The sequence below is a fragment of the Nonomuraea maheshkhaliensis genome (genome assembly GCF_039529435.1).
In the GTDB taxonomy this organism is placed as follows: Bacteria; Actinomycetota; Actinomycetes; order Streptosporangiales; family Streptosporangiaceae; genus Nonomuraea; species Nonomuraea maheshkhaliensis.
On record NZ_BAAAMU010000059.1, the window covers coordinates 39978 to 57433 of the forward strand.

A 17456-nucleotide genomic window follows, 5' to 3' on the forward strand; every position below is an offset into this window, starting at 1 on the left:
ACGGCGCCCCTTGAGCGGCCACCCGTCGGTGCCCGGCCGGCGTTCCCAGCTTGCGACCGGGCGACGTCCCCGGTCCAATGAACGTTCCGCAAGAGGCATCCCGATCCGTGCATCACCACAGCCGGCGGGGGCGGCGTTACGCTGATCTCATGCCCGACGCGCCGCGCCCTCCGGAGGATCTCGATCTGCGGCTGGTGCGCGCGTTCACCGTCGTCGCCGGGCACCGGCACTTCGGCCGGGCCGCCGCGGACCTGCACCTCACCCAGTCCTCGCTGAGCCGGCAGATCGGCCGCCTCGAACAGCAGGTGGGGGCCCGGCTGCTCGACCGCACCCCGCAGGGCACCCGGCTCACCGAGGCCGGGGAGGTGTTCCTGCCGCTCGCGACCTCGCTGCTGCGTACCGCCGGCCAGGCCACGGCGTCCGCCAGGGCCGCCGCGCGGCCCACCCGGATCGTCGTCGGCTACATCTGCAACCTCACGCTCGCCCCAGCGGTGCGCGACCTGCGCCGCCGGCATCCCGACGCCGAGGTGCGCATCCTGCACCTGGGCTGGAGAGAGCCTCGCGCCGCGCTGCTCGACCACCGGGTCGACGCGGTGCTCGCCCGCCTGCCGTTCCCCACCGACGGGCTGCACGTCACGGTGCTCTACGACGAGCCGAGGGCGCTGCTCGTACGCGCGGATCACCACCTGGCGGGCAAGGAGGCGGTCACCCTCGACGACATCGCCGGCGAACCGATCCCCCGCGTGCCCGACCCCGACCCCGACTGGAACGCCTTCTGGCGCGCCGACCCCCGGCCGGACGGGAGCGCGGCCCCCGACGGCCCGCTCATCGAGGAGTCCGAGGACAAGCTGGAACTCGTGGCCGGTGGGCAGGCCGTGCTCATCGTCCCGGTCGGTGCCGCCGTGAGGGGTCTGCGTTCCGACCTCACCACGGTGCCGCTGGAGGGGGTGGCGCCCAGCCAGGTCGTGCTGGCCACCCGCGCCGGCGACCGCAGCCGCCTCGTGGCCGCCTTCCGCCGGAGCGCCGAGGCCCACCTCACCGGCCCGGCCACCACGCCGCCCGACCCGTGAAGGTGCGAGGGGCCGTTACCCGTTCAGAGCTCGCAGCGGGCCCCTTCGGCCGGGGTTTCGAGGTCGATGAGGTACGCGCTCACGACCTTGTTCACGCAGGCGTTGCCGGCCAGGAGCGCGCCGTGCTGCTCGCCCTCGACGGTGAGCAGGCCGCCGCCCAGCGCCTCGGCCAGGTTGACGCCGCCCTGGTGGGGCGTCACGGGGTCGCCCGTGACGGAGACCGTCAGCGTGGCGGGCAGGCCCTTGATGTTCGTGGCGTAGGGGTAGCCGAGCGTCGGCTTGACGGGCCAGTGCTCGCAGCCGTCGCGGGCCTGCCTGATCGTACGGCCGTGGTCGGTGAACGGGGCCGCCTTGAACCACGCCCGGTTCATCGCGGTCTCCCGCGCCGGCGTGTGGCGCTCCTCGTCCAGGCAGTTGATCGCCAGCGTGGCCTCCAGCGAGCCGCTGTAGCGCCCGTCGGCCCCGCGCTCGTGGTAGCCGTCGCGCAGCTTCCGCAGGGTGTCGCCCTTGCCTACCTTGAGCTCCGCGATGCCGGCGATCGCGGCGGGCCAGGCCGCCGGGCCGTACAGCGCGGCCGTCACCCCCTCCACCGCCTGCTCGAACGTCAGCCCGCGCCCGCCGGACGTCCGCGCCGGCGTGCCGATCAGCGGGCGGACGAGCCGCTGGAAGACCTGGGTGGCACGCTTCGGGTCGGTGCCGAGCGGGCAGTCCGGCCGCGTGGCGCACGACGCGGCCATGCGCTCGAACGAACGTTGCAGGCCGGTGGCCTGCTGGACGCGCCGCTCGTGCGTGCCCGCCAGCGGGTCCATCGCCCCGTCGAGCACCAGCGCGCGCACGTTGCGCGGGAACATCTCCGCGTAGACGGCGCCGAGCCGGGTGCCGTAGCTGGTGCCCGCGTAGGAGAGCTTCGCATCGCCCAGGGCCTGGCGCAGCACGTCCATGTCCCGTGCGACGTCGCGCGTGCCGACGTGCGCGAGCACCTGCTTGCCACCGGAACGCGCGGCGCACCGCTCGACCAGCCGGCGCGTCTCCCGCCCGGTCCAGTCGTCCAGACCGGCCGGGGTCGAGGAGAGCTTCGCGTCGTGGTCGCGCTGGGCGTCGGTGTAGCAGTCGAGCGCCGGCTTGGAACCACCGACGCCGCGCGGATCGAACCCGACCAGGTCGAAACGCTCGGTGATCGGCGATTTGGCCCACACGGCGGCGGTCAGGGCGGCGTGGGCGGTGCCGGGGAAGCCGGGACCGCCGGGGTTCAGCACGAGCGACCCGATTCGATCCTTGCCTCGGGCGGGCACCCGCAGCAACGCGATCTCCGCCTGCCTGCCGTTCGGCTTGCGGTAGTCGAGGGGCACCTTGAGCCGTGCGCACTCGGTTCTCACGGCGGGGGCTCCGGGTGGCAGCTCGGGGGGATCGCACGGCTTGAAGGAGGGCTTCTGCCGCTGCCGGTAGAACCGCTCCAGGCTGGTGCTCGCGGATACGTCCCGCCGACCGGCCTGAACGACTTGGCCGGCCTGAGCGACTTGGCCGGTCTGGCCGGCCGCCGGGATGGCCTGCCCGTGAGCTGGGGCGGCGTAGGTGCCGGAGAGCAGCGTCAGCGCTGCGGCGGCCAGGGCGACGGCCGGTTTCCTGCGATATGGCATGTGTGTTCTCCCGTTGCCGAAGGATGATGCCGACAGAACGAGTCCTGACATGTCCGGCTGGCTCGCGACCGTCCCAGGCCGGCTCGTGGCCCTTCCAGGCGGGTCGGTCACGGACACCCGGCCGGCTCGCGCTCGCGACGGAACGGCGAGGTCGGACACTCCCCGCACCGCACGCCCCGCGTCGAACGCGGCGTCGAGCTAGGGATCGAACCCCGCGCCGGACTCGGTGCCGGCTGGGGTACAGCCAAAACCATGACGTCGCGTCCAAGTCAACGCGCGTCAGGTGTCAGGCGAGACGAGCTGCGCGGCGCGGGAACGAATCGGCGGCCGGCCAGAGCACGCCCCGGCCGACGTACGAGCCGGCGGACGAGCCGACGGGGCAGGCGCCGGCCGGCGGGCGGGCCAAGGCACACTGGTCGGCGGGCGAGCCGACGGCCGGCGAGCGGCGTGGTGGTGGGCGGCGTGGTGGTGGGCGGCGTGGTGGTGGGCGGCGTGGTGGTGGGCCGGCTCGTCGCGGGGGGATCAGTGGAAGCGGTCCGGTCGGCAGCCGGCGAGTTCGGGGGCCGGTACCCCGGTGAGGATCTCGGAGGCGGCCAGGCGGCCGGCTGCGGCGGCCAGGGTGATCGCCGAGTGCATGACGGCGACGTACAGGCCATGCGTGCCGGCGGGGCGGCCGATGATCGGCTCCTCGTCGGCGGGCATCGGGCGCCAGCCGATCTCGGCCGAGAGGACCTTCGTGTCATCGGCTCCTTCGAAGGAGGCGGCGAACCGGTCGCGGACCCGCCGGGCGGTCGCGAGGAGCGCGGCCTGGTCCTTCTCGCCGCTGTACGCCTCGGGCGCCAGCACCGTACCGTCGTCGAGCTGCCGGACCTCCAGCGACGACGTCGCGACGATCGTCCTGACCAGGCCCGGCACCGCGCTCAGCCGGACGAGGACGGCGGGTGACGGCGCGACGGGCAGGGTGACGCCGATCCCGACGCACAGGGCGACCGTGCCGGTGCCGGCGGCGAGGACGACGGTTTCGGCGGGCAGGAACCCGGCAGTCGTATGGACGCCGCTCACTGTGGTCGCGTTCTGGTCAGAGGCGCTCGTACCGGCACCACCCACCGCACCCGCCCCGTGGTCGAGGGCGGTCGCCAGCACCCCCGTCAGCACCCGCGCGCCCCGGTCACGGGCGGCGGCGACCAGCAGTTCGGTTGTCGTGACCGGGTCGAAGGCGGCGTCCTCCGGGCAGTGGACGGCCGCGGCCGGAGGGTCGAGCAGGCGTGGTTCCAGCGCCCGCACGTCGTCGATGCGCGGGCCCGTCGCGTCGAAGCCGTCCCAGGTGATGGCGCCCGACCAGCGGATCGACAGCTCGCCGAGGTCTTTCTCCAGGCGCCGGTACTCCTCCAGCGCGAGGTAGCGCAGCGGCGCCGAGGGCAGGTCGCTGACGGACGGCCGGCCGATCCAGGCGAAGGACGCGCGGGTGGCGCCCGATGCGGGCAGGCCGGCGTCGATCAGGGTGACGGGTAGGCCGCGCCCGGACAGGTGGTACGCCAGGGACGCCCCGACGATGCCGGCTCCGACCACCACGATTCCGCGATCCGTCATCACAGCGTTCTAGCAGGCGACGCCGTACCGCGAAACCGGATTTTCGCCCGGCGGTGGTCGCGCTATTCGTATCGGCGGCTGATGTAACCGTCGGGCCGGACCAGCAGAGACCCGTACGGCCACCCGTCCACCACGTGCACCGGAACGTCGGCCTCGACGCCGGGATCGGCCGTGACGACGCACCACCGTGACCCGACGAGGTCCAGCGTGGACACCCCGTCGGCCACCCACCTGTGCGGCAGACGCGATCCCGGCGACCCGTCGAAGCCGAGCGCGACGTCCTCGGTGGAGGGGAGCTCCGCGCCGCCGTACCGGTACCCCATGTGCACCACCGGCGCGTTCATCGCCCCCACCGCCTCGCGCGCCCGCGCCATGTCCTGGCCCCAGTGCAGGGACGGGTCCTCGAACCGCAGGCGCGCCTGCTCCATCGTCATCAAGGCCACCGGACGGCGCTCCGCGTGGTAGGTCTCCAGCAGTTCGGGCCCGGCCTCGCCGCGCAGCACGTGCGCGAGCTTCCAGGCCAGGTTGTGCGCGTCGGCGACGCCGGTGTTCAGCCCGAACGCGCCCAGCGGCGGGATGGCGTGCGCCGCGTCGCCCACCAGGAAGACCCGCCCGTCGGAGAGCCGGTCGGCCACCTGGCCGCGCCCCCTGAACGTCAGCACGCTGCGGATCTCCACCTCGATCGACGGGTCGCCGAGCGCCGTGCGGATGAGCTCGGGGGTCGGCTCGGTGCCGAGGGTGGTGAGGAAGACCCACTCGCGCTCGCCGTCGACCGTCACCAGCAGGCCGCGCGCGTCAGGATGCTCGATGTCGCACATCGCGAACGGCTGCTCCGGCCGCAGCTCGGCGCGGAACAGCACGCTCGTCGTCTCCCTGCCCATCGCGCCGGGGCCGGTGACGCCGAGGCCGAGGATCCGCCGGACCCGGCTGCGCACGCCGTCGGCCCCCACGAGATAGCGCGCCCGCACCACCCGCCCGTCGGACAGGGTGGCCGTGACACCGTCGGGGTCCTGCTCGAACGAGTCGAGCGCCACGCCGAACTCCACGTCGCCCGCCTTGGTGATCAGTACGCGGTCGAACCGGTTCTGCGCGCAGGTGCCGCGGATCCTGGCCGGCGTGTACGTGAACTCGCTCTCGCCCCTCGCCTTCCACGCACCGCCGTCGGTGAAGTCGGCCTCGGCCAGCGTACGCCCCCTGATCTTGCCCGCCCGCAGGTCGATCGCGGCCTCGTTGACCGCTTCCGCCAGGCCGACCTCGCGCAGGATCTCCACCGTTCGCAGCCCGATGCCGTTGGCTCTGGGGTGGGGTGACAGCTCCGGTTTCTCCTCGACGACCAGGGGTTTGACGCCGTGGTGGCGCAGCAGCACCGCGAGCATCAGCCCGACCGAGCCGCCGCCGGCGATCAGAACATCAGTGGATACAGTGTGCCCATTCATGGGAACACTGTAGCCATTCCGGTAGAGTCGTGTCCATGCCGCTTGTCTGGGAGCGTGAGCCGTACCGGCCGAAGAGGCAGGCCCTGAGCGTGGAGCGCATCGTCGGCGTGTCCGTCGCCATCGCCGACGCCGAAGGGCTCGACGCGGTGTCCATGCGCCGCGTCGCCGCCGAGCTTTCGACGGGCACGACGTCGCTCTACCGCTACGTGGACAGCCGCGACGACCTGCTCGACCTCATGGCCGACGCGGTGCAGGACGACCAGGTGCCGCTGACCGGCGACTGGCGCGCCGACCTGGCGGCGTACGCCCGCCATGAGCGCGAGCTGTGGCTGCGGCACCCCTGGCTGGCCCCGCTGCTGGCGACCCGGCCCTCGCTCGGCCCCAACTGGCTGCGCGGCCTGGAACGCGCCCTCACCGCGGCCGCCCCGCTGACCCCCGACGTCGCCGCCGCGGGCTCGGTCGTCGGGCTGATCAGGGATTACGTACGGGGGGCGGTCATGCGCGAGCTCGCCGAGAAGGAGACCCAGCGGCGCACCGGCCAGACCGAGGACGAGTGGCGCGCCGACGTGGCCCCCTACCTGCGCAAGATCATCGAAAGCGGCGACTATCCCCGGGTCACGAGCCTCACCGCGGCCGCCGACCTGAGCCCGGCCGAACAGTTCACGTCCGGCCTGCAGCGCATCCTCACCGGCATCGCGGCCTCCCAGCAGACGGCTCCCTGAGCCGGCGCGCCCTGTTTCGCAGGGATCAGGCGGGGTCGGGCGGGTGGTCGCCGGGTGCCGGCGCGTTCCCGCTCGCCAGCCGGTCCATCACCCGCGCCACGAACAGCCGGTTCACGCGGTGCTGCTGCTCGTTGAGGTTGTGTTCGCCGTAGGCGGCGAGCATCGAGGAGACGTCGGCACCGAACTCGACGTCCGGCCAGTTCTCCAGCAGGGGCAGATACCGCGTCACCATGTCGTCGGCGAGCCGCTCGACGGCCTCCCGCGGCGTGTCCGGGCCGAGCTCGCCGAAGCGCCGGACCAGGTCCGCCGTGGCCGGGGTGAAGAGGGCCTGCTCGGCCATGGCACCGGCGAGGGCGGCGGTCCCGTTCTCGCCGATCAGGTGCGAGATCAGCAGGAGCTGCTCGTACTCGTGCCGGGCCGCGTCAGGGGCGACGGCTTTGATGGCCTGGCCGTAGTCGGCCATCTCCGGCGGCAGGTCGGGCAGCGCGCCGTCGCGGCGGAGCCGGGCGATGGCCGCCCGCCGGCTGGTGAGCCGCTCGATCTCGGCGACCGCCTGCCGGTCCAGCTCGTCGAGCACCTCCTCGGCGACCTGGGGATCGTCGAGCACGTCCGGGAGCTCGGCGAGCGGCAGGCCGAGCTCGGTCAAACGGCCGATCCGCAGCAGCCGGACCAGGTGGCGCACGTCGTAGTCGCGGTAGCCGTTGACCGAGCGCTCGGGCTCTTCGAGCAGCCCGATCTGCAGGTAGTGCCGCACGGTACGGATCGTGACGCCGGCCAGCGCGGCCAGTTCACTGCTGCGCACCGGTCTCCTCCCTCGTCGTCAGCGCCCGTCCGCCGATGTGGCCCGTCACCGCCTCGCCCCCGGCGATGTCATGGCGTGCCAGGCTACCGGCGATCTCCCGGGTCAGGTGCGGGCCTCGTACGCCTCCCGGCTGGCCTCGATGTGCGCGACGTTCTCGATGGCCCAGCCGGCCAGCGCCAGCGCGGGCGGGATGAGGCTCTTGCCGGTCGGCGTCAGGGCGTACTCCACCCGCGGCGGCACCTCGGCGTGCACCGTCCGCGAGACCAGGCCGTCGCGTTCGAGGTTGCGCAGGGTCAGCGTCAGCATGCGCTGGGAGATGCCGGGAACCTGATCGTGCAGGTCGGTGAAACGCAGGCTGCCCTGGTCGAGGGTGGCCACGATCAGCAGCGTCCACTTGTTGCAGATCCGGTCGAGTACGGCGCGGAGCGTCCGGCCCCCGTCTCCCCGGATCATGCAGGTGTGCTCGTACTCCGCCACGACAGCCCCTTGTGGGTAACGCACACGCGTGTGCCTTTTGCAGGGCTTTCGATAGTGACGCATCATGGGGCTGCCCACCAGTGGTAACCATCGTGGCCGAGGCCACATCAGCAACCCCCGAGGTGTGCCTTCATGGAGATTTCCTATTGGGTCGTCGCCGCGCTCCTGGCCCTCATGTACCTCTACTCCGGAGGCAAGAAGGTCGCCCAGGACAAGGAGCGGCTGCGGCCGATGATGGGCTGGGTCGACGCCGTCCCGATGCCGTTCGTCCGCGTGATCGGGATTCTGGAGCTGCTCGGCGCGGCCGGGCTCGTCCTGCCGCCGCTGACCGGGATCGCGCCGTGGCTCGCCCTCGCGGCGGCCGTCGGCTTCACGCTGCTCCAGGTCGGCGGCATCACGCTGCATCTGAGCCGGGGCGAGGCGCGGCTGATCGGGCTCAACGTCGTCCTCCTGGCCGCCGCGGTGGTGGCCGCCTGGCTCGCCACCGTCTGGCTCTGACGGTCTGGCTCTGACGGTCTTGCTCTGACGGTCTGGCTCTGACGGGCCCGTTCAGTACTGCGGCTTGCGCCACACGATGCTGTAGCGCCACATGAGGTGGCGGCGGTACGCGGAGCCGGGCAGGAGCTCGGCGGCCAGCGCCCGCATCTCCGGGTACGTCACCGGCGGCGGCCACACCGTGGGCGACGGATGCTCCCAGTGGTTCTTCGTGACCCGGTGCAGCGCGCCGGCGGCGACGGCGGCCAGCTCGCGCGGCATGTCCCTGGGCATGGTGCTGCGGGCCAGCCCGACGACGGCCAGCACGCCACCGGGAGCGAGCAGGTCCCGCATGCGGGCCAGTCCGGTGGCGGCGTCCATGTGGTGCAGGGTCGCCACCGCGGTGACGACGTCGAACGAGGCGGGCTCGAAGGGATGGGTGAGGAAGTCGCCCTCGATGTAGACGATGTCGCCCGCGTCGCCCGCGTCGCCCGGGTCAGGCACGTCCTTCGCGTCGCCCGCGCCAGGCACGTCGGCCGCGGCGACCGCGTGCTCGCGGGCCCGGGCGATGCCGGCCGGGTCGCGGTCGACGCCGGTGACGTGCGGCACGACCCGCCGTAACTCACGGGCCAGCGTGCCCTCGCCGCAGCCCACGTCAAGGGCGCTCTTCGCGCCGTCGGGGATCGCGCGGAGGACGCGCGGGTGGTAGTGGATGTTGTGGTTCCACCGCTTGCCGTTCTGCGCCGTCACGCGATCACCCTGTCGGTCAGCGGGATGGGGCGGTCAACCAAGGACGAACGGCAACCTCCCGGCCAGTTCGCCCAGCTCGGCCCGCTCCGCGCCGGTCGGGTCGCGCCGCCCGGTGCCGACCAGCAGCGCGTCCTGGTCGGAGAACGACGCGGGGAACGGCGTCCCGGCGATCTTCTCCAGCATCTCGCGCGAACGGGCCGCGCCTTCCGCGGGCGGTCCCGGGATGTGCGGGAGGCGCGCGACGAGGTCGAGGTGGTGCAGCGTCCACTCCAGCACGTACGCGCCGAGGTAGTCGCCCGCCGCCAGGACCTCGTCACGGGTGCCGACCCGCAGCGCCGGATCGGCGAGCCGGGCGGCCCGGCCGGCGGCGGACCCGACGTCGTCGAGGTGGAAGGTGAGCAGCCGGGGCTCCTCGTACGCCGCCGCCAGCCGGACGGTGAGCGCGTCCAGCGGATCCTCACCACTCGGCGGCGTATCCGAAACCTCCCAGTACGTCACCGCATCGCGGGTCGGCTCCGTGTCCGCGGGGGTCGCCAGCGTGATCAGAACGTCCTGCGCGTCGATGACCAGGTGACACACCAGATCCCGGACAAGCCACCCCCGGCACCCGGACGGCCGCGCGAAGTCCTCCTCACGAAGCTCGGCGACCGCCGCGAGCAACGCATCCCAGGAGCGTGAGAAGAGATCCACTCCGGCAACGTAATGCGATCCCACGACAAGAGCCAAACCAGCTCCGCCGGTGCCGCCCCGCCAAGGCCCATTGACCAGCAGCATCCCCTCGAGACATTCCAGCCCCGGCCCGTTGATCAACGGCGTCCGAGCAAGACGTCCCGGCTACACGGCACGGCGGGGGCGGCTACGCCTTCGGTTCCTGGGCGATGCGGATCATGGTCCCGGAGGGGTCGCGGACGGCGCAGTCGCGGGGGCCCCACGGCTGGTCGGCCGGCTCTTCCAGCACCTCGGCGCCGCTGGCCCGCACCTTCTCGAACGTCGCGTCGAGATCGTCCGTACGGAAGATGAGCATCGGCATGACGCCCTTGGCGAGCAGCTCGCGCATGGCGTCGCCGTCGGCCTCGGACCGGCCGGCGTGCGGCTCGGACAGGACGATCTCTAGGCCCGGCTGCGTCGGGCTGCCGAGGGTGACCCAGCGGAACCCGCCCGAGGAGACGTCGTTGGTCACGTCGAGCCCGAGCCCGTCGCGGTAGAAGGCGAGCGACTCTTCCACGTCGTTGACGGTGACGTGACAGTACTGCAGTGCGATGGACATGAGGTCGACGCTAAGCCGCGGCTCCGCGTCCCGCCTCCCTCCGGAGCTCGGCGTGCCTGACCGGTCTGGTGCGCACCTTCGCCACACACGGGGGCATGGCCGTCTCGGCGTGGTGCTCGCGGGCGCGGTAGGCGCTCGGTGTCTCCCCCACCAGCTCGGTGAAGCGCGAGCTGAACGAGCCGAGCGACGTGCACCCCACCGCCATGCACGCGTCGGTGACGCTCATGCCCGCGCGCAGCAGAGCCATCGCCCGCTCGATGCGGCGGGTCATGAGGTAGCCGTAGGGGGTCTCTCCGTAGGCCGCGCGGAACCGCCGCGAGAAGTGCGCCGGCGACATGAGCGCGTGGCGGGCCATCGCCGCCACGTCGAGCGGCCGCGCATAGTCGCGGTCGATCAGATCACGCACCCGCCGCAGCCGGACCAGGTCGGCCAGGTCTTCCGCAGTCATGGGAAGAATATACAACCGCCTGCCGACAGAATCCGCTGACCTGCGGCTACAGCCTTCCTCAGGGAGTGATCGGGCAGGTGACGCACGCGAACGACCGGTCCGGTCCGGGTACGCGGCGGCGATCGGGCCACCTGCGCGGCCACCGGGCCAAGGTACTCGCCGTCGGCGGCCGGCCCCGTGGCGAAACCGCGCCGCCGCCGGCAGGCCGCGCCCCGGCGGGACTCGCCCGCCGAAGGCCGCCCTCACCACGTACCCGCCCTACCACCTCTACGATCTCAACCGTGACCGCCTACGACGCCGACCCGTTCGACCACCTCGACGCCGCCGCCCTGCCGCCCCGTCAGCAGCGCATCCTGGCCGCCATCCAGGACTGGGTGATCAGGTACGGCTACCCCCCGAGCACCCGCGAACTCGGCCGGGCGGTCGGGCTGCGTTCGGCGTCCACGGTGGCCAAGCACCTGAGAAGCCTCGAGGACAAGGGCTTCCTGCGCCGGAGCGCGTCGATGACCCGGCCCATCGACGTCCGCCTGTTCCTGCGCGGCCCGGCGGCGGAGACGTCAGGCGAGCTGGTGAGCGTGCCGGTGGTCGGCGACATCGCGGCCGGCGTGCCCATCCCCGCGGACGAGCACCTGGACGGCTCCCTGACCCTGCCCCGCGACCTGACCGGGCGCGGCAACGTCTTCGGCCTGCGCGTCCGGGGCGACTCGATGATCGACGCCGCCATCTGCGACGGCGACCTCGTCGTGGTACGCCAGCAGCCCGAGGCCCACTCGGGCCAGATCGTCGCCGCGATGATCGACGACGAGGCCACCGTGAAGGTCTACCGGCGACGCGGCGGACACGTTCTTCTCGAACCGCGCAATCCCGCGTACGACGTCATCGACGGCGACCGTGCCGTGGTGCTGGGCATCGTCGTGTCGGTGTTGCGCAACGTCTGAGCGTCGCGGCTGTGTGACGGCTCAGCGGCCGGGGCTGCGCGACCGCTCAGTTTCGCCTTCCCGGCCAGCGCCTTTACGTTGTAGATTCGGGCAATCCCGCACATGCTCCCCTGCCTTTCCTACTACGATCGTTTTAACGAGTGACTGAGGAGAAGGCATGACGGAGCAGGAGCGGGCACCTGCGGGCGTGGACGCGACCGTGCCGAGCGTGGCCCGGATGTACGACTATCTCCTGGGCGGCAAGGACAACTTCCGCGCCGACCGCGAGGCCGCCGCTCAGATCATCCAGCTCTCTCCCAACGCGAAGGAGGTCGCGCAGGCCAACCGGGCGTTCCTCGGGCGGGCCGTACGCGCGGTCGCGGAAGGCGGCACCCACCAGTTCCTCGACATCGGCACCGGGCTGCCGACCCAGGACAACGTGCACCAGGTCGCGGCCAGGTTCTCCCCCGGCTCGCGGGTGGTCTACGTCGACAACGACCCGATCGTGCTCGTGCACGCCCGCGCCCTGCTGGCGGAGACCGACGACGTCATCGTGGTCGAGGGCGACATGCGCGACCCCAAGGCGATCCTGGGCCACCCCGACGTCACCGGCCACCTCGACTTCCGGCAGCCTTTGACGGTGCTGATGCTCGCGGTGCTGCACTTCATCCCCGACGACGACCAGGCCCAGTCCATCGTCCGCACCGTCCGCGAGTCCCTGCCGTCCGGCAGCCACCTGATCATCTCGCACGTGACCGCGGGCGAGCTGGGCAGCGACGTGGTCGGCGAGGGCAAGGACGTCTACCGCAGGACCACCGCGGGCAACGTGACCCCGCGCACGCGCGAGCAGATCGCCGGCTTCTTCGAGGGGCTGGAGCTGATGGAGCCCGGCCTGGTGTCGACGACCGACTGGCGCCCCGAGGTCGCCCTCGATCCCTCGCTCGCCGGTCCGGGTGGCGCCGACATCCTCTGCGCCGTCGGCCGCGTCCCCTGAGGTCCCCTGCATTCCGGGCAGGTCAGGGCCTGGTGGCGGCGGCCAGGATGTCGGCCAGCTCCGCCGGACGGGTGAGCATGGGCCAGTGCCCGGAGCCGAGGTCCACGTAGTCGACCCGCTCGGCCTTGGCCAGCTCAGGCACGTCCCCGGCCGCGACCCACTCGCGCGCCTGCGCGGGGGTGAACTCGGGGCACACCATCAGCACGGGCACGCCGAACCGCCGCTCGTCCGTCAGGCGCACCACGCCCTTCGCCACCCCCTCGGGCACCGGTACGGCCGCGCTCGCGAAGTCCCGCCTGGCCTGCTCGTCGAGGTCGGCGGAGTCGGGCCCCTCGAACGGCCCCCATCCGGGGAACGGCATGACCCCGTCCTCCACTTCGAAGAAGTCGGCGTACGCCTGCCCGTCGCCCGACGGGAAACCCCCGATGAGGGCGACCTTGGCGACCCGGTCCGGGCGCGCGTCGGCGGCCAGCCAGGCCAGGGTGCAGGCGGCGGAGTGTCCCGCCACCATGACCTCGCCCCGTGCCGCGTCGACGGCCGCGAGCACCGCCGCCACCTGGTCGTCCAGCGTGGCCGTACGGGATCCGTCGCCCTGGCCCGGCAGGGCGACCGGCACGGCGCGATGCCCGTGCGCCTCCAGGGCGGGCACGACGTCGTCCCAGGTGGAGGCGTCGAGCCAGAGGCCGCCGATCAGCAGAATGTCCATATTTCAGTCTTTCTCCTTGGTACATCCCGGCGAGCGCCGTACCCGCGGGACCCGGTAGCCACGCCAGGCTAGGACCGATTCCGGACGTTCGGCTTCCTGTTCCTGACGTGACCTCCTAATCTTCAGGGGTGCCGACCGACCTCAGCCCCACCGCACGGGCCCTGCGCACGATGGAGCTCCTCAGGAACCGCCCCGGCGTGACGGCCGCCGAGCTCGCCGATCACCTGCACGTCACCGAACGGGCCGCGCGCCGCTACGTCGGGATCCTGCGCGAGGCGGGAATCCCGGTCGAGTCCACCCGCGGCCCGTACGGCGGATACCGGCTCGGGCGCGGCACCCGGCTGCCCCCGGTCGCCTTCACCGAGCCGGAGGCGCTCGGCCTGGTCATGGCGGTGCCCGACGGGCAGCCGGCCGCCACCGCCGCGGGCGGCGTCGTCGGCGCCGCGCTCGGCAAGGTCATCAGGGCGCTGCCGGAGAGCGTCGGGCGGCAGGCGGCGGCGCTGCGCGAGCACGCCTCGGCGGCGCCCGACCGGTTCTCGGCCCGGCCCGACCCGGCGATCATCAGCGCGCTCGTGGCCGCCGGCGCGGACCGGCGGCGCGTGGTGGTCGCCTACCGGAGCGAGTCGGGCAACGAGTGGGAGGCGGAGGTCGAACCGTGGGCGGTCGTCGTCCGCCACGGCCGCTGGTACCTGCTTTGCCACTCCCACCACGCGGGGGCCGTGCGCACGTACCGGGTCGACCGCGTACGCGAGGTCCGGCGGACGACGCGGGCCTTCGAGCCTCCTGACGGCCTCGACCCGGTGGCGGTGCTGGAGGAGAACCTGGGCACCGGGTGGGAGTTCGGCACGCGGGTCGTGTTCGACGCCCCTCGGGAGGAGGTCGCGCCGTGGATCCGGCCGCCCATGGGACGGCTCGAACCTCTGAACGGGGGGTGTGTGCTGGTCGGCAGCACGAGCAACCCGTCGATGTACGCGCAGGAGTGGCTGCCCACGATTCCGTTCCCGTTCCGCGTCGAGGGCGGGCCCGAGCTGCGCGCCGCGGTCGCGAAGCTCGCCTCCCGCCTCACCGCCTCCCTGGAGCCCCGCTGACCGCACCCCCTTTCCCGCAGGACCGGAGCAGCCGCCGCGGCAGAATCCGCCACGTCTGAGGCCGTCGTGTCGAAGGCCGCCGCGTCAGAGGCTGTCGGGCGCGACGCCTATGATGCGTTCGGTGTCGATCTCCGGCCGGGCGCGGGGTGGGGAGCGCCGGACGGGCGGACGCGCCGCCCGGCCCCGCCTCACCGCTCGTCGGGGGATCGGCGGGGACAATGGGGGCGACAGGGGGCGATGGCGGTGACGGACAGTGGGTCGGACGATCCGAAGGAGCTCGAACGGGCCGCGGAGGTGTTCGCGGACGTGCGGGGACGCCTGTTCGGGATCGCGTACCGGATGCTGGGCAGCGCCGGCGAGGCCGAGGATCTGGTGCAGGACGTCTGGCTGCGCTGGCAGGGCTACGACCGTTCGACGGTGGACAATCCGGCCGCGTTCCTGGCCACGACGATCACGCGGCTCGCGATCAACGAGCTGCAGTCCGCGCGCGTGCGCCGAGAGACGTATGTCGGCCCGTGGCTGCCCGAGCCGGTCGACACCGGCGCCGACCCCTATCTGGGAGCCGAGCGCGGTGAGGCGCTGAGCCTGGCGGTGCTGCTGCTCCTGGAACGGCTCTCGCCGACGGAACGGGCCGCGTACGTGCTGCGGGAGGCGTTCGACTACCCCTACCCGCAGATCGCCGAGATCGTGGGGCTCAGCGAGCCGGCGGTGCGCCAGCTCGTCAGCCGGGCCCGCAAGCGCGTGCTCGTCGAGCGCCGCGCCCCCGTGACCCCGGGCGCGCAGCGCAAGCTGCTGACGGCCTTCGTCGCCGCCGCCCGCGCCGGCGACCTGGCCACGCTGGAGGAGCTCTTCGCCGCGGACGTGGTCAGCTACTCCGACGGCGGCGGCGCCGCGCGCGCAACCCGCATCCCCGTGGTCGGAGCGACGCGGGTGGCGAAGGTCATCAAGGCGTTCGCGCCGCGATTCTGGACGGGGGTCGAGGTGGCGTGGGGGACGGTGAACGGGCAGCCCGCGGCCCTGCTCAGCCGCGACGGTGAGGTGTTCACGGTCATCGCGGTCAGCGCCTCGGAGCGGGGCATCGAGCAGGTGATGTGGATGATGAACCCGGCCAAGCTGACCGCCGTGGCCGGCGGCCGGCGTCAGGAGAGCGAGTAGCGGATCGGCAGCCGTTTGAGCCCGCCCACGAACGTGGTCGCCGTCCGCGCGGGCTCACCGTCCGGCTCGACGCGGGTCAGCCGGGGCAGCAGCTCGGCGAACAGCTCCTGGATCTCCATCCTGGCCAGCGCGGCGCCCAGGCAGTAGTGCACGCCTGAGCCGAACGCCAGGTGCCGGTTGGGGTCGCGTCCGGCGTCGAAGCGGAACGGTTCGGGGAAGACCTCCTCGTCCCGGTTCGCCGACGGGTAGGCCAGCAGCACCGACTCCCCCTCAGCGATGGGCGTGCCGCGGACCTGGGTGTCGGCGGACGCCGTGCGCATGAACGACTTGACCGGGCTGACCCAGCGGATCATCTCCTCGGCGGCCGGGCCCAGCAGGCCGGGGTCGGCCCGCAGCCGGCGCAGCTCGGCCGGGTGGCGGATGAGCGCTTCCAGGCCGCCGGCGATGGTGGAGCTGGTGGTGTCGTGCCCGGCGGTGGCGATGATGATGTAGTACGAGGCGACGGTGTTGTCGTCCAGGTGGTGGCCGTCGACGCGGGCGTTGGCGATCTCCGAGGCCAGGTCGCCGGTGGGGGTGGCGCGGCGGCGGGCGGTCAGGTCGTGGAAGTAGGCGAAGAGGTCCTCCAGCACCGAGGTGTGGTCGACGGGCGTGCCCGAGCCGCGCCCGGTGTCGGCGTCGTCCTGGCCGAACAGTTGCTGGGTCAGGCTGAGCATGCGCGGGAAGTCGGACTCGGGCAGGCCGAGCAGCGAGAGGATGACGTAGAGCGGGTAGTGGGCGGCGACGTCGCGGGCGAAGTCGCAGGCGCCGCCGTGCTCGGCCATGACGGTGACGTATCGCGCGGCCAGTTCGCGTACGCGCGCTCTCAGTTCGCGCATCGCCTTGGGGCGGAACCAGTCGGCCCCGATGGCGCGCAGCTCGCGGTGGCGGCGGCCGTCCAGGTGCACGAGCGTCGCCAGGGCCCCGCCCTTGGCGCGGCGGGCTTCGAGCGCGGCGTCGAGCGCGGCGGTGCGCAGGACGGGACGCGGGGCGTTGCGCCACAGGGCGTGGTCGCGTTCGATGTCGGTGATGTCGGCGTGCCGGGTGACGGCCCAGAAGGGCGCGTAGCCGGGGGCCTCGACGCGGTGGACGGGGGCCTGCTCGCGCAGGAGCGTGAGGGCGGCGTGCAGGCGGGCCTCGTCGGCGTAGGTGGCGGGGACGGCCAGCGAGCGGCCGGCCTCGGCCACGGACAACGCTGCTGGGGTGGCGGTCACCTGGAGGGCTATTCCCACGCGGTGTCCGGTCCATGCGGCCCGCCCGGCCGCTCGGCCGCCCAGCAGGTCAGAGTGGCCGGTGCATGATGTGGAGGCCCACGTATCCCCGTTCCGGATGCCGGAAGCCCTCGGGCACCGTCCCGATGATCTCGAAGCCGAGCGACCGGTAGAGCGACACCGCGTGCGTGTTCGTCTCGACGACGCCGTTGAACTGCATGGCGCGAAAGCCCTGCGCCCGCGCCCAGTCCAGCGTGTACGCGCACAGCGCCCGCCCCACACCGCGGCCGGTACGGGCCGGATCGACCATGTAACTGGCACTCGCGACGTGGGCGCCGTTGCCCCACTGGTTGTTGTTCATCTTGGCCGTGCCCAGCACCTCGCCGGAGTCGTCCACGGCGACGACCGTGCGGTTGGGCGCCGGCAGCATCCACCAGTCATGGGCCTGGTCGGCGCCCAGGTCGACGGGGTAGGTGAACGTCTCGCCGGCGGCGACGATCTTGCGGAGGAACGGCCACACGGCCGCCCAGTCCTCCTCGGTGGCCTCTCTGATCAACATCCGGTCATCGTACGGGCGACGAAGACGCGCCCGTGACAGGTTATCCGCTGGGCTACCGGCACAGTACGACGAGATTCTCTGGGTTGGCGGCACATTGCCGCCCCTCCTCCGGTCTCC

Annotated in this window: 19 protein-coding genes; 7 read left to right on the forward strand and 12 right to left on the reverse strand. The window is 72.8% G+C overall.

The window, feature by feature from the left end; translation table 11 throughout:
- Positions 1 to 149 precede the first annotated feature (149 nt).
- On the forward strand, positions 150 to 1070 hold the full coding sequence (locus ABFX54_RS32635) for a LysR family transcriptional regulator (protein ID WP_346110423.1): 921 nt from the start codon (positions 150 to 152) through the stop codon (positions 1068 to 1070).
- A gap of 23 nt (positions 1071 to 1093) precedes the next feature.
- Here ABFX54_RS32635 and ABFX54_RS32640 read toward each other — a convergent pair whose 3' ends face one another.
- The 3 genes from ABFX54_RS32640 to ABFX54_RS32650 form a co-directional block, all read right to left on the reverse strand.
- Positions 1094 to 2707 (reverse strand): alpha/beta hydrolase, encoded by a 1614-nt coding sequence (locus ABFX54_RS32640; RefSeq protein WP_346110424.1) that lies wholly within the window; start codon positions 2705 to 2707, stop codon positions 1094 to 1096.
- A 522-nt stretch (positions 2708 to 3229) separates the two neighbouring features.
- A complete protein-coding gene (locus ABFX54_RS32645) occupies positions 3230 to 4297 on the reverse strand; it encodes an NAD(P)/FAD-dependent oxidoreductase (RefSeq protein WP_346110425.1) in 1068 nt (355 codons plus the stop codon).
- 62 nt (positions 4298 to 4359) lie between these two features.
- On the reverse strand, positions 4360 to 5733 hold the full coding sequence (locus ABFX54_RS32650; RefSeq protein WP_346110426.1) for an FAD-dependent monooxygenase: 1374 nt from the start codon (positions 5731 to 5733) through the stop codon (positions 4360 to 4362).
- Between the two features lie 35 nt (positions 5734 to 5768).
- On the opposite strand from ABFX54_RS32650, the gene ABFX54_RS32655 reads away from it, so the two are divergent.
- Positions 5769 to 6455, forward strand: a complete 687-nt coding sequence (locus ABFX54_RS32655; protein ID WP_346110427.1) for a TetR/AcrR family transcriptional regulator — start codon at positions 5769 to 5771, stop codon at positions 6453 to 6455.
- 25 nt (positions 6456 to 6480) lie between these two features.
- On the opposite strand, the gene ABFX54_RS32660 is transcribed toward ABFX54_RS32655, so the two are convergent.
- Together ABFX54_RS32660 and ABFX54_RS32665 are read right to left on the reverse strand one after the other, a co-directional pair.
- Positions 6481 to 7257, reverse strand: coding sequence for a MerR family transcriptional regulator (locus tag ABFX54_RS32660; protein WP_346110428.1), 777 nt, complete (start codon positions 7255 to 7257; stop codon positions 6481 to 6483).
- 102 nt (positions 7258 to 7359) lie between these two features.
- Complete coding sequence (locus ABFX54_RS32665; protein ID WP_346110429.1) at positions 7360 to 7734, reverse strand: winged helix-turn-helix transcriptional regulator; 375 nt, start codon at positions 7732 to 7734, stop codon at positions 7360 to 7362.
- 132 nt (positions 7735 to 7866) lie between these two features.
- Here ABFX54_RS32665 and ABFX54_RS32670 point away from each other — a divergent pair, with 132 nt between their 5' ends.
- Positions 7867 to 8232 (forward strand): DoxX family protein, encoded by a 366-nt coding sequence (locus ABFX54_RS32670; RefSeq protein ID WP_346110430.1) that lies wholly within the window; start codon positions 7867 to 7869, stop codon positions 8230 to 8232.
- A gap of 51 nt (positions 8233 to 8283) precedes the next feature.
- Here the strand turns inward: ABFX54_RS32670 and ABFX54_RS32675 are convergent, their stop codons facing one another.
- From ABFX54_RS32675 to ABFX54_RS32690, 4 genes are all read right to left on the reverse strand, one after another.
- Positions 8284 to 8958 (reverse strand): class I SAM-dependent methyltransferase, encoded by a 675-nt coding sequence (locus tag ABFX54_RS32675; RefSeq protein WP_346110431.1) that lies wholly within the window; start codon positions 8956 to 8958, stop codon positions 8284 to 8286.
- A 33-nt stretch (positions 8959 to 8991) separates the two neighbouring features.
- Positions 8992 to 9648, reverse strand: a complete 657-nt coding sequence (locus tag ABFX54_RS32680) for a maleylpyruvate isomerase N-terminal domain-containing protein (RefSeq protein WP_346110432.1) — start codon at positions 9646 to 9648, stop codon at positions 8992 to 8994.
- Positions 9649 to 9814: 166 nt separating this feature from the next.
- Positions 9815 to 10225, reverse strand: coding sequence for a VOC family protein (locus ABFX54_RS32685; protein WP_346110433.1), 411 nt, complete (start codon positions 10223 to 10225; stop codon positions 9815 to 9817).
- Between the two features lie 10 nt (positions 10226 to 10235).
- Positions 10236 to 10673, reverse strand: a complete 438-nt coding sequence (locus ABFX54_RS32690) for a helix-turn-helix transcriptional regulator (RefSeq protein ID WP_346110434.1) — start codon at positions 10671 to 10673, stop codon at positions 10236 to 10238.
- Positions 10674 to 10954: 281 nt separating this feature from the next.
- On the opposite strand from ABFX54_RS32690, the gene lexA reads away from it, so the two are divergent.
- Positions 10955 to 11611, forward strand: coding sequence for a transcriptional repressor LexA (gene lexA / locus ABFX54_RS32695; protein ID WP_346110435.1), 657 nt, complete (start codon positions 10955 to 10957; stop codon positions 11609 to 11611).
- Positions 11612 to 11768: 157 nt separating this feature from the next.
- Positions 11769 to 12584, forward strand: coding sequence for an SAM-dependent methyltransferase (locus ABFX54_RS32700; RefSeq protein ID WP_346110436.1), 816 nt, complete (start codon positions 11769 to 11771; stop codon positions 12582 to 12584).
- A 22-nt stretch (positions 12585 to 12606) separates the two neighbouring features.
- Here the strand turns inward: ABFX54_RS32700 and ABFX54_RS32705 are convergent, their stop codons facing one another.
- Positions 12607 to 13290, reverse strand: coding sequence for an alpha/beta fold hydrolase (locus ABFX54_RS32705; protein ID WP_346110437.1), 684 nt, complete (start codon positions 13288 to 13290; stop codon positions 12607 to 12609).
- Positions 13291 to 13418: 128 nt separating this feature from the next.
- On the opposite strand from ABFX54_RS32705, the gene ABFX54_RS32710 reads away from it, so the two are divergent.
- Together ABFX54_RS32710 and ABFX54_RS32715 are read left to right on the forward strand one after the other, a co-directional pair.
- Positions 13419 to 14378 (forward strand): helix-turn-helix transcriptional regulator, encoded by a 960-nt coding sequence (locus ABFX54_RS32710; RefSeq protein ID WP_346110438.1) that lies wholly within the window; start codon positions 13419 to 13421, stop codon positions 14376 to 14378.
- A gap of 243 nt (positions 14379 to 14621) precedes the next feature.
- A complete protein-coding gene (locus tag ABFX54_RS32715; protein ID WP_346110439.1) occupies positions 14622 to 15533 on the forward strand; it encodes an RNA polymerase sigma-70 factor in 912 nt (303 codons plus the stop codon).
- Here ABFX54_RS32715 and ABFX54_RS32720 read toward each other — a convergent pair.
- Both ABFX54_RS32720 and ABFX54_RS32725 read right to left on the reverse strand, forming a co-directional pair.
- Positions 15518 to 16801, reverse strand: coding sequence for a cytochrome P450 (locus ABFX54_RS32720; protein WP_346110440.1), 1284 nt, complete (start codon positions 16799 to 16801; stop codon positions 15518 to 15520). The two genes, ABFX54_RS32715 and ABFX54_RS32720, sit on opposite strands and share 16 nt — an antisense overlap.
- 49 nt (positions 16802 to 16850) lie before the next feature.
- Positions 16851 to 17339 carry a GNAT family N-acetyltransferase gene (locus tag ABFX54_RS32725; protein WP_346110441.1) on the reverse strand — a complete coding sequence of 163 codons (489 nt, stop codon included), beginning with the start codon at positions 17337 to 17339 and terminating at the stop codon, positions 16851 to 16853.
- Between the last annotated feature and the right edge of the window lie 117 nt (positions 17340 to 17456).

Bases quoted from the DNA above. Each gene is read 5' to 3' on its own strand.
- ABFX54_RS32650 (WP_346110426.1), bottom strand. From the start codon at position 5,733: ATGAATGGGCACACTGTATCCACTGATGTTCTGATCGCCGGCGGCGGC.
- ABFX54_RS32640 (WP_346110424.1), bottom strand. From the start codon at position 2,707: ATGCCATATCGCAGGAAACCGGCCGTCGCCCTGGCCGCCGCAGCGCTG.
- ABFX54_RS32685 (WP_346110433.1), bottom strand. From the start codon at position 10,225: ATGTCCATCGCACTGCAGTACTGTCACGTCACCGTCAACGACGTGGAA.
- ABFX54_RS32725 (WP_346110441.1), bottom strand. From the start codon at position 17,339: ATGTTGATCAGAGAGGCCACCGAGGAGGACTGGGCGGCCGTGTGGCCG.
- ABFX54_RS32655 (WP_346110427.1), top strand. From the start codon at position 5,769: ATGCCGCTTGTCTGGGAGCGTGAGCCGTACCGGCCGAAGAGGCAGGCC.
- ABFX54_RS32645 (WP_346110425.1), bottom strand. From the start codon at position 4,297: ATGACGGATCGCGGAATCGTGGTGGTCGGAGCCGGCATCGTCGGGGCG.
- ABFX54_RS32670 (WP_346110430.1), top strand. From the start codon at position 7,867: ATGGAGATTTCCTATTGGGTCGTCGCCGCGCTCCTGGCCCTCATGTAC.
- ABFX54_RS32690 (WP_346110434.1), bottom strand. From the start codon at position 10,673: ATGACTGCGGAAGACCTGGCCGACCTGGTCCGGCTGCGGCGGGTGCGT.
- ABFX54_RS32705 (WP_346110437.1), bottom strand. From the start codon at position 13,290: ATGGACATTCTGCTGATCGGCGGCCTCTGGCTCGACGCCTCCACCTGG.
- ABFX54_RS32700 (WP_346110436.1), top strand. From the start codon at position 11,769: ATGACGGAGCAGGAGCGGGCACCTGCGGGCGTGGACGCGACCGTGCCG.
- ABFX54_RS32635 (WP_346110423.1), top strand. From the start codon at position 150: ATGCCCGACGCGCCGCGCCCTCCGGAGGATCTCGATCTGCGGCTGGTG.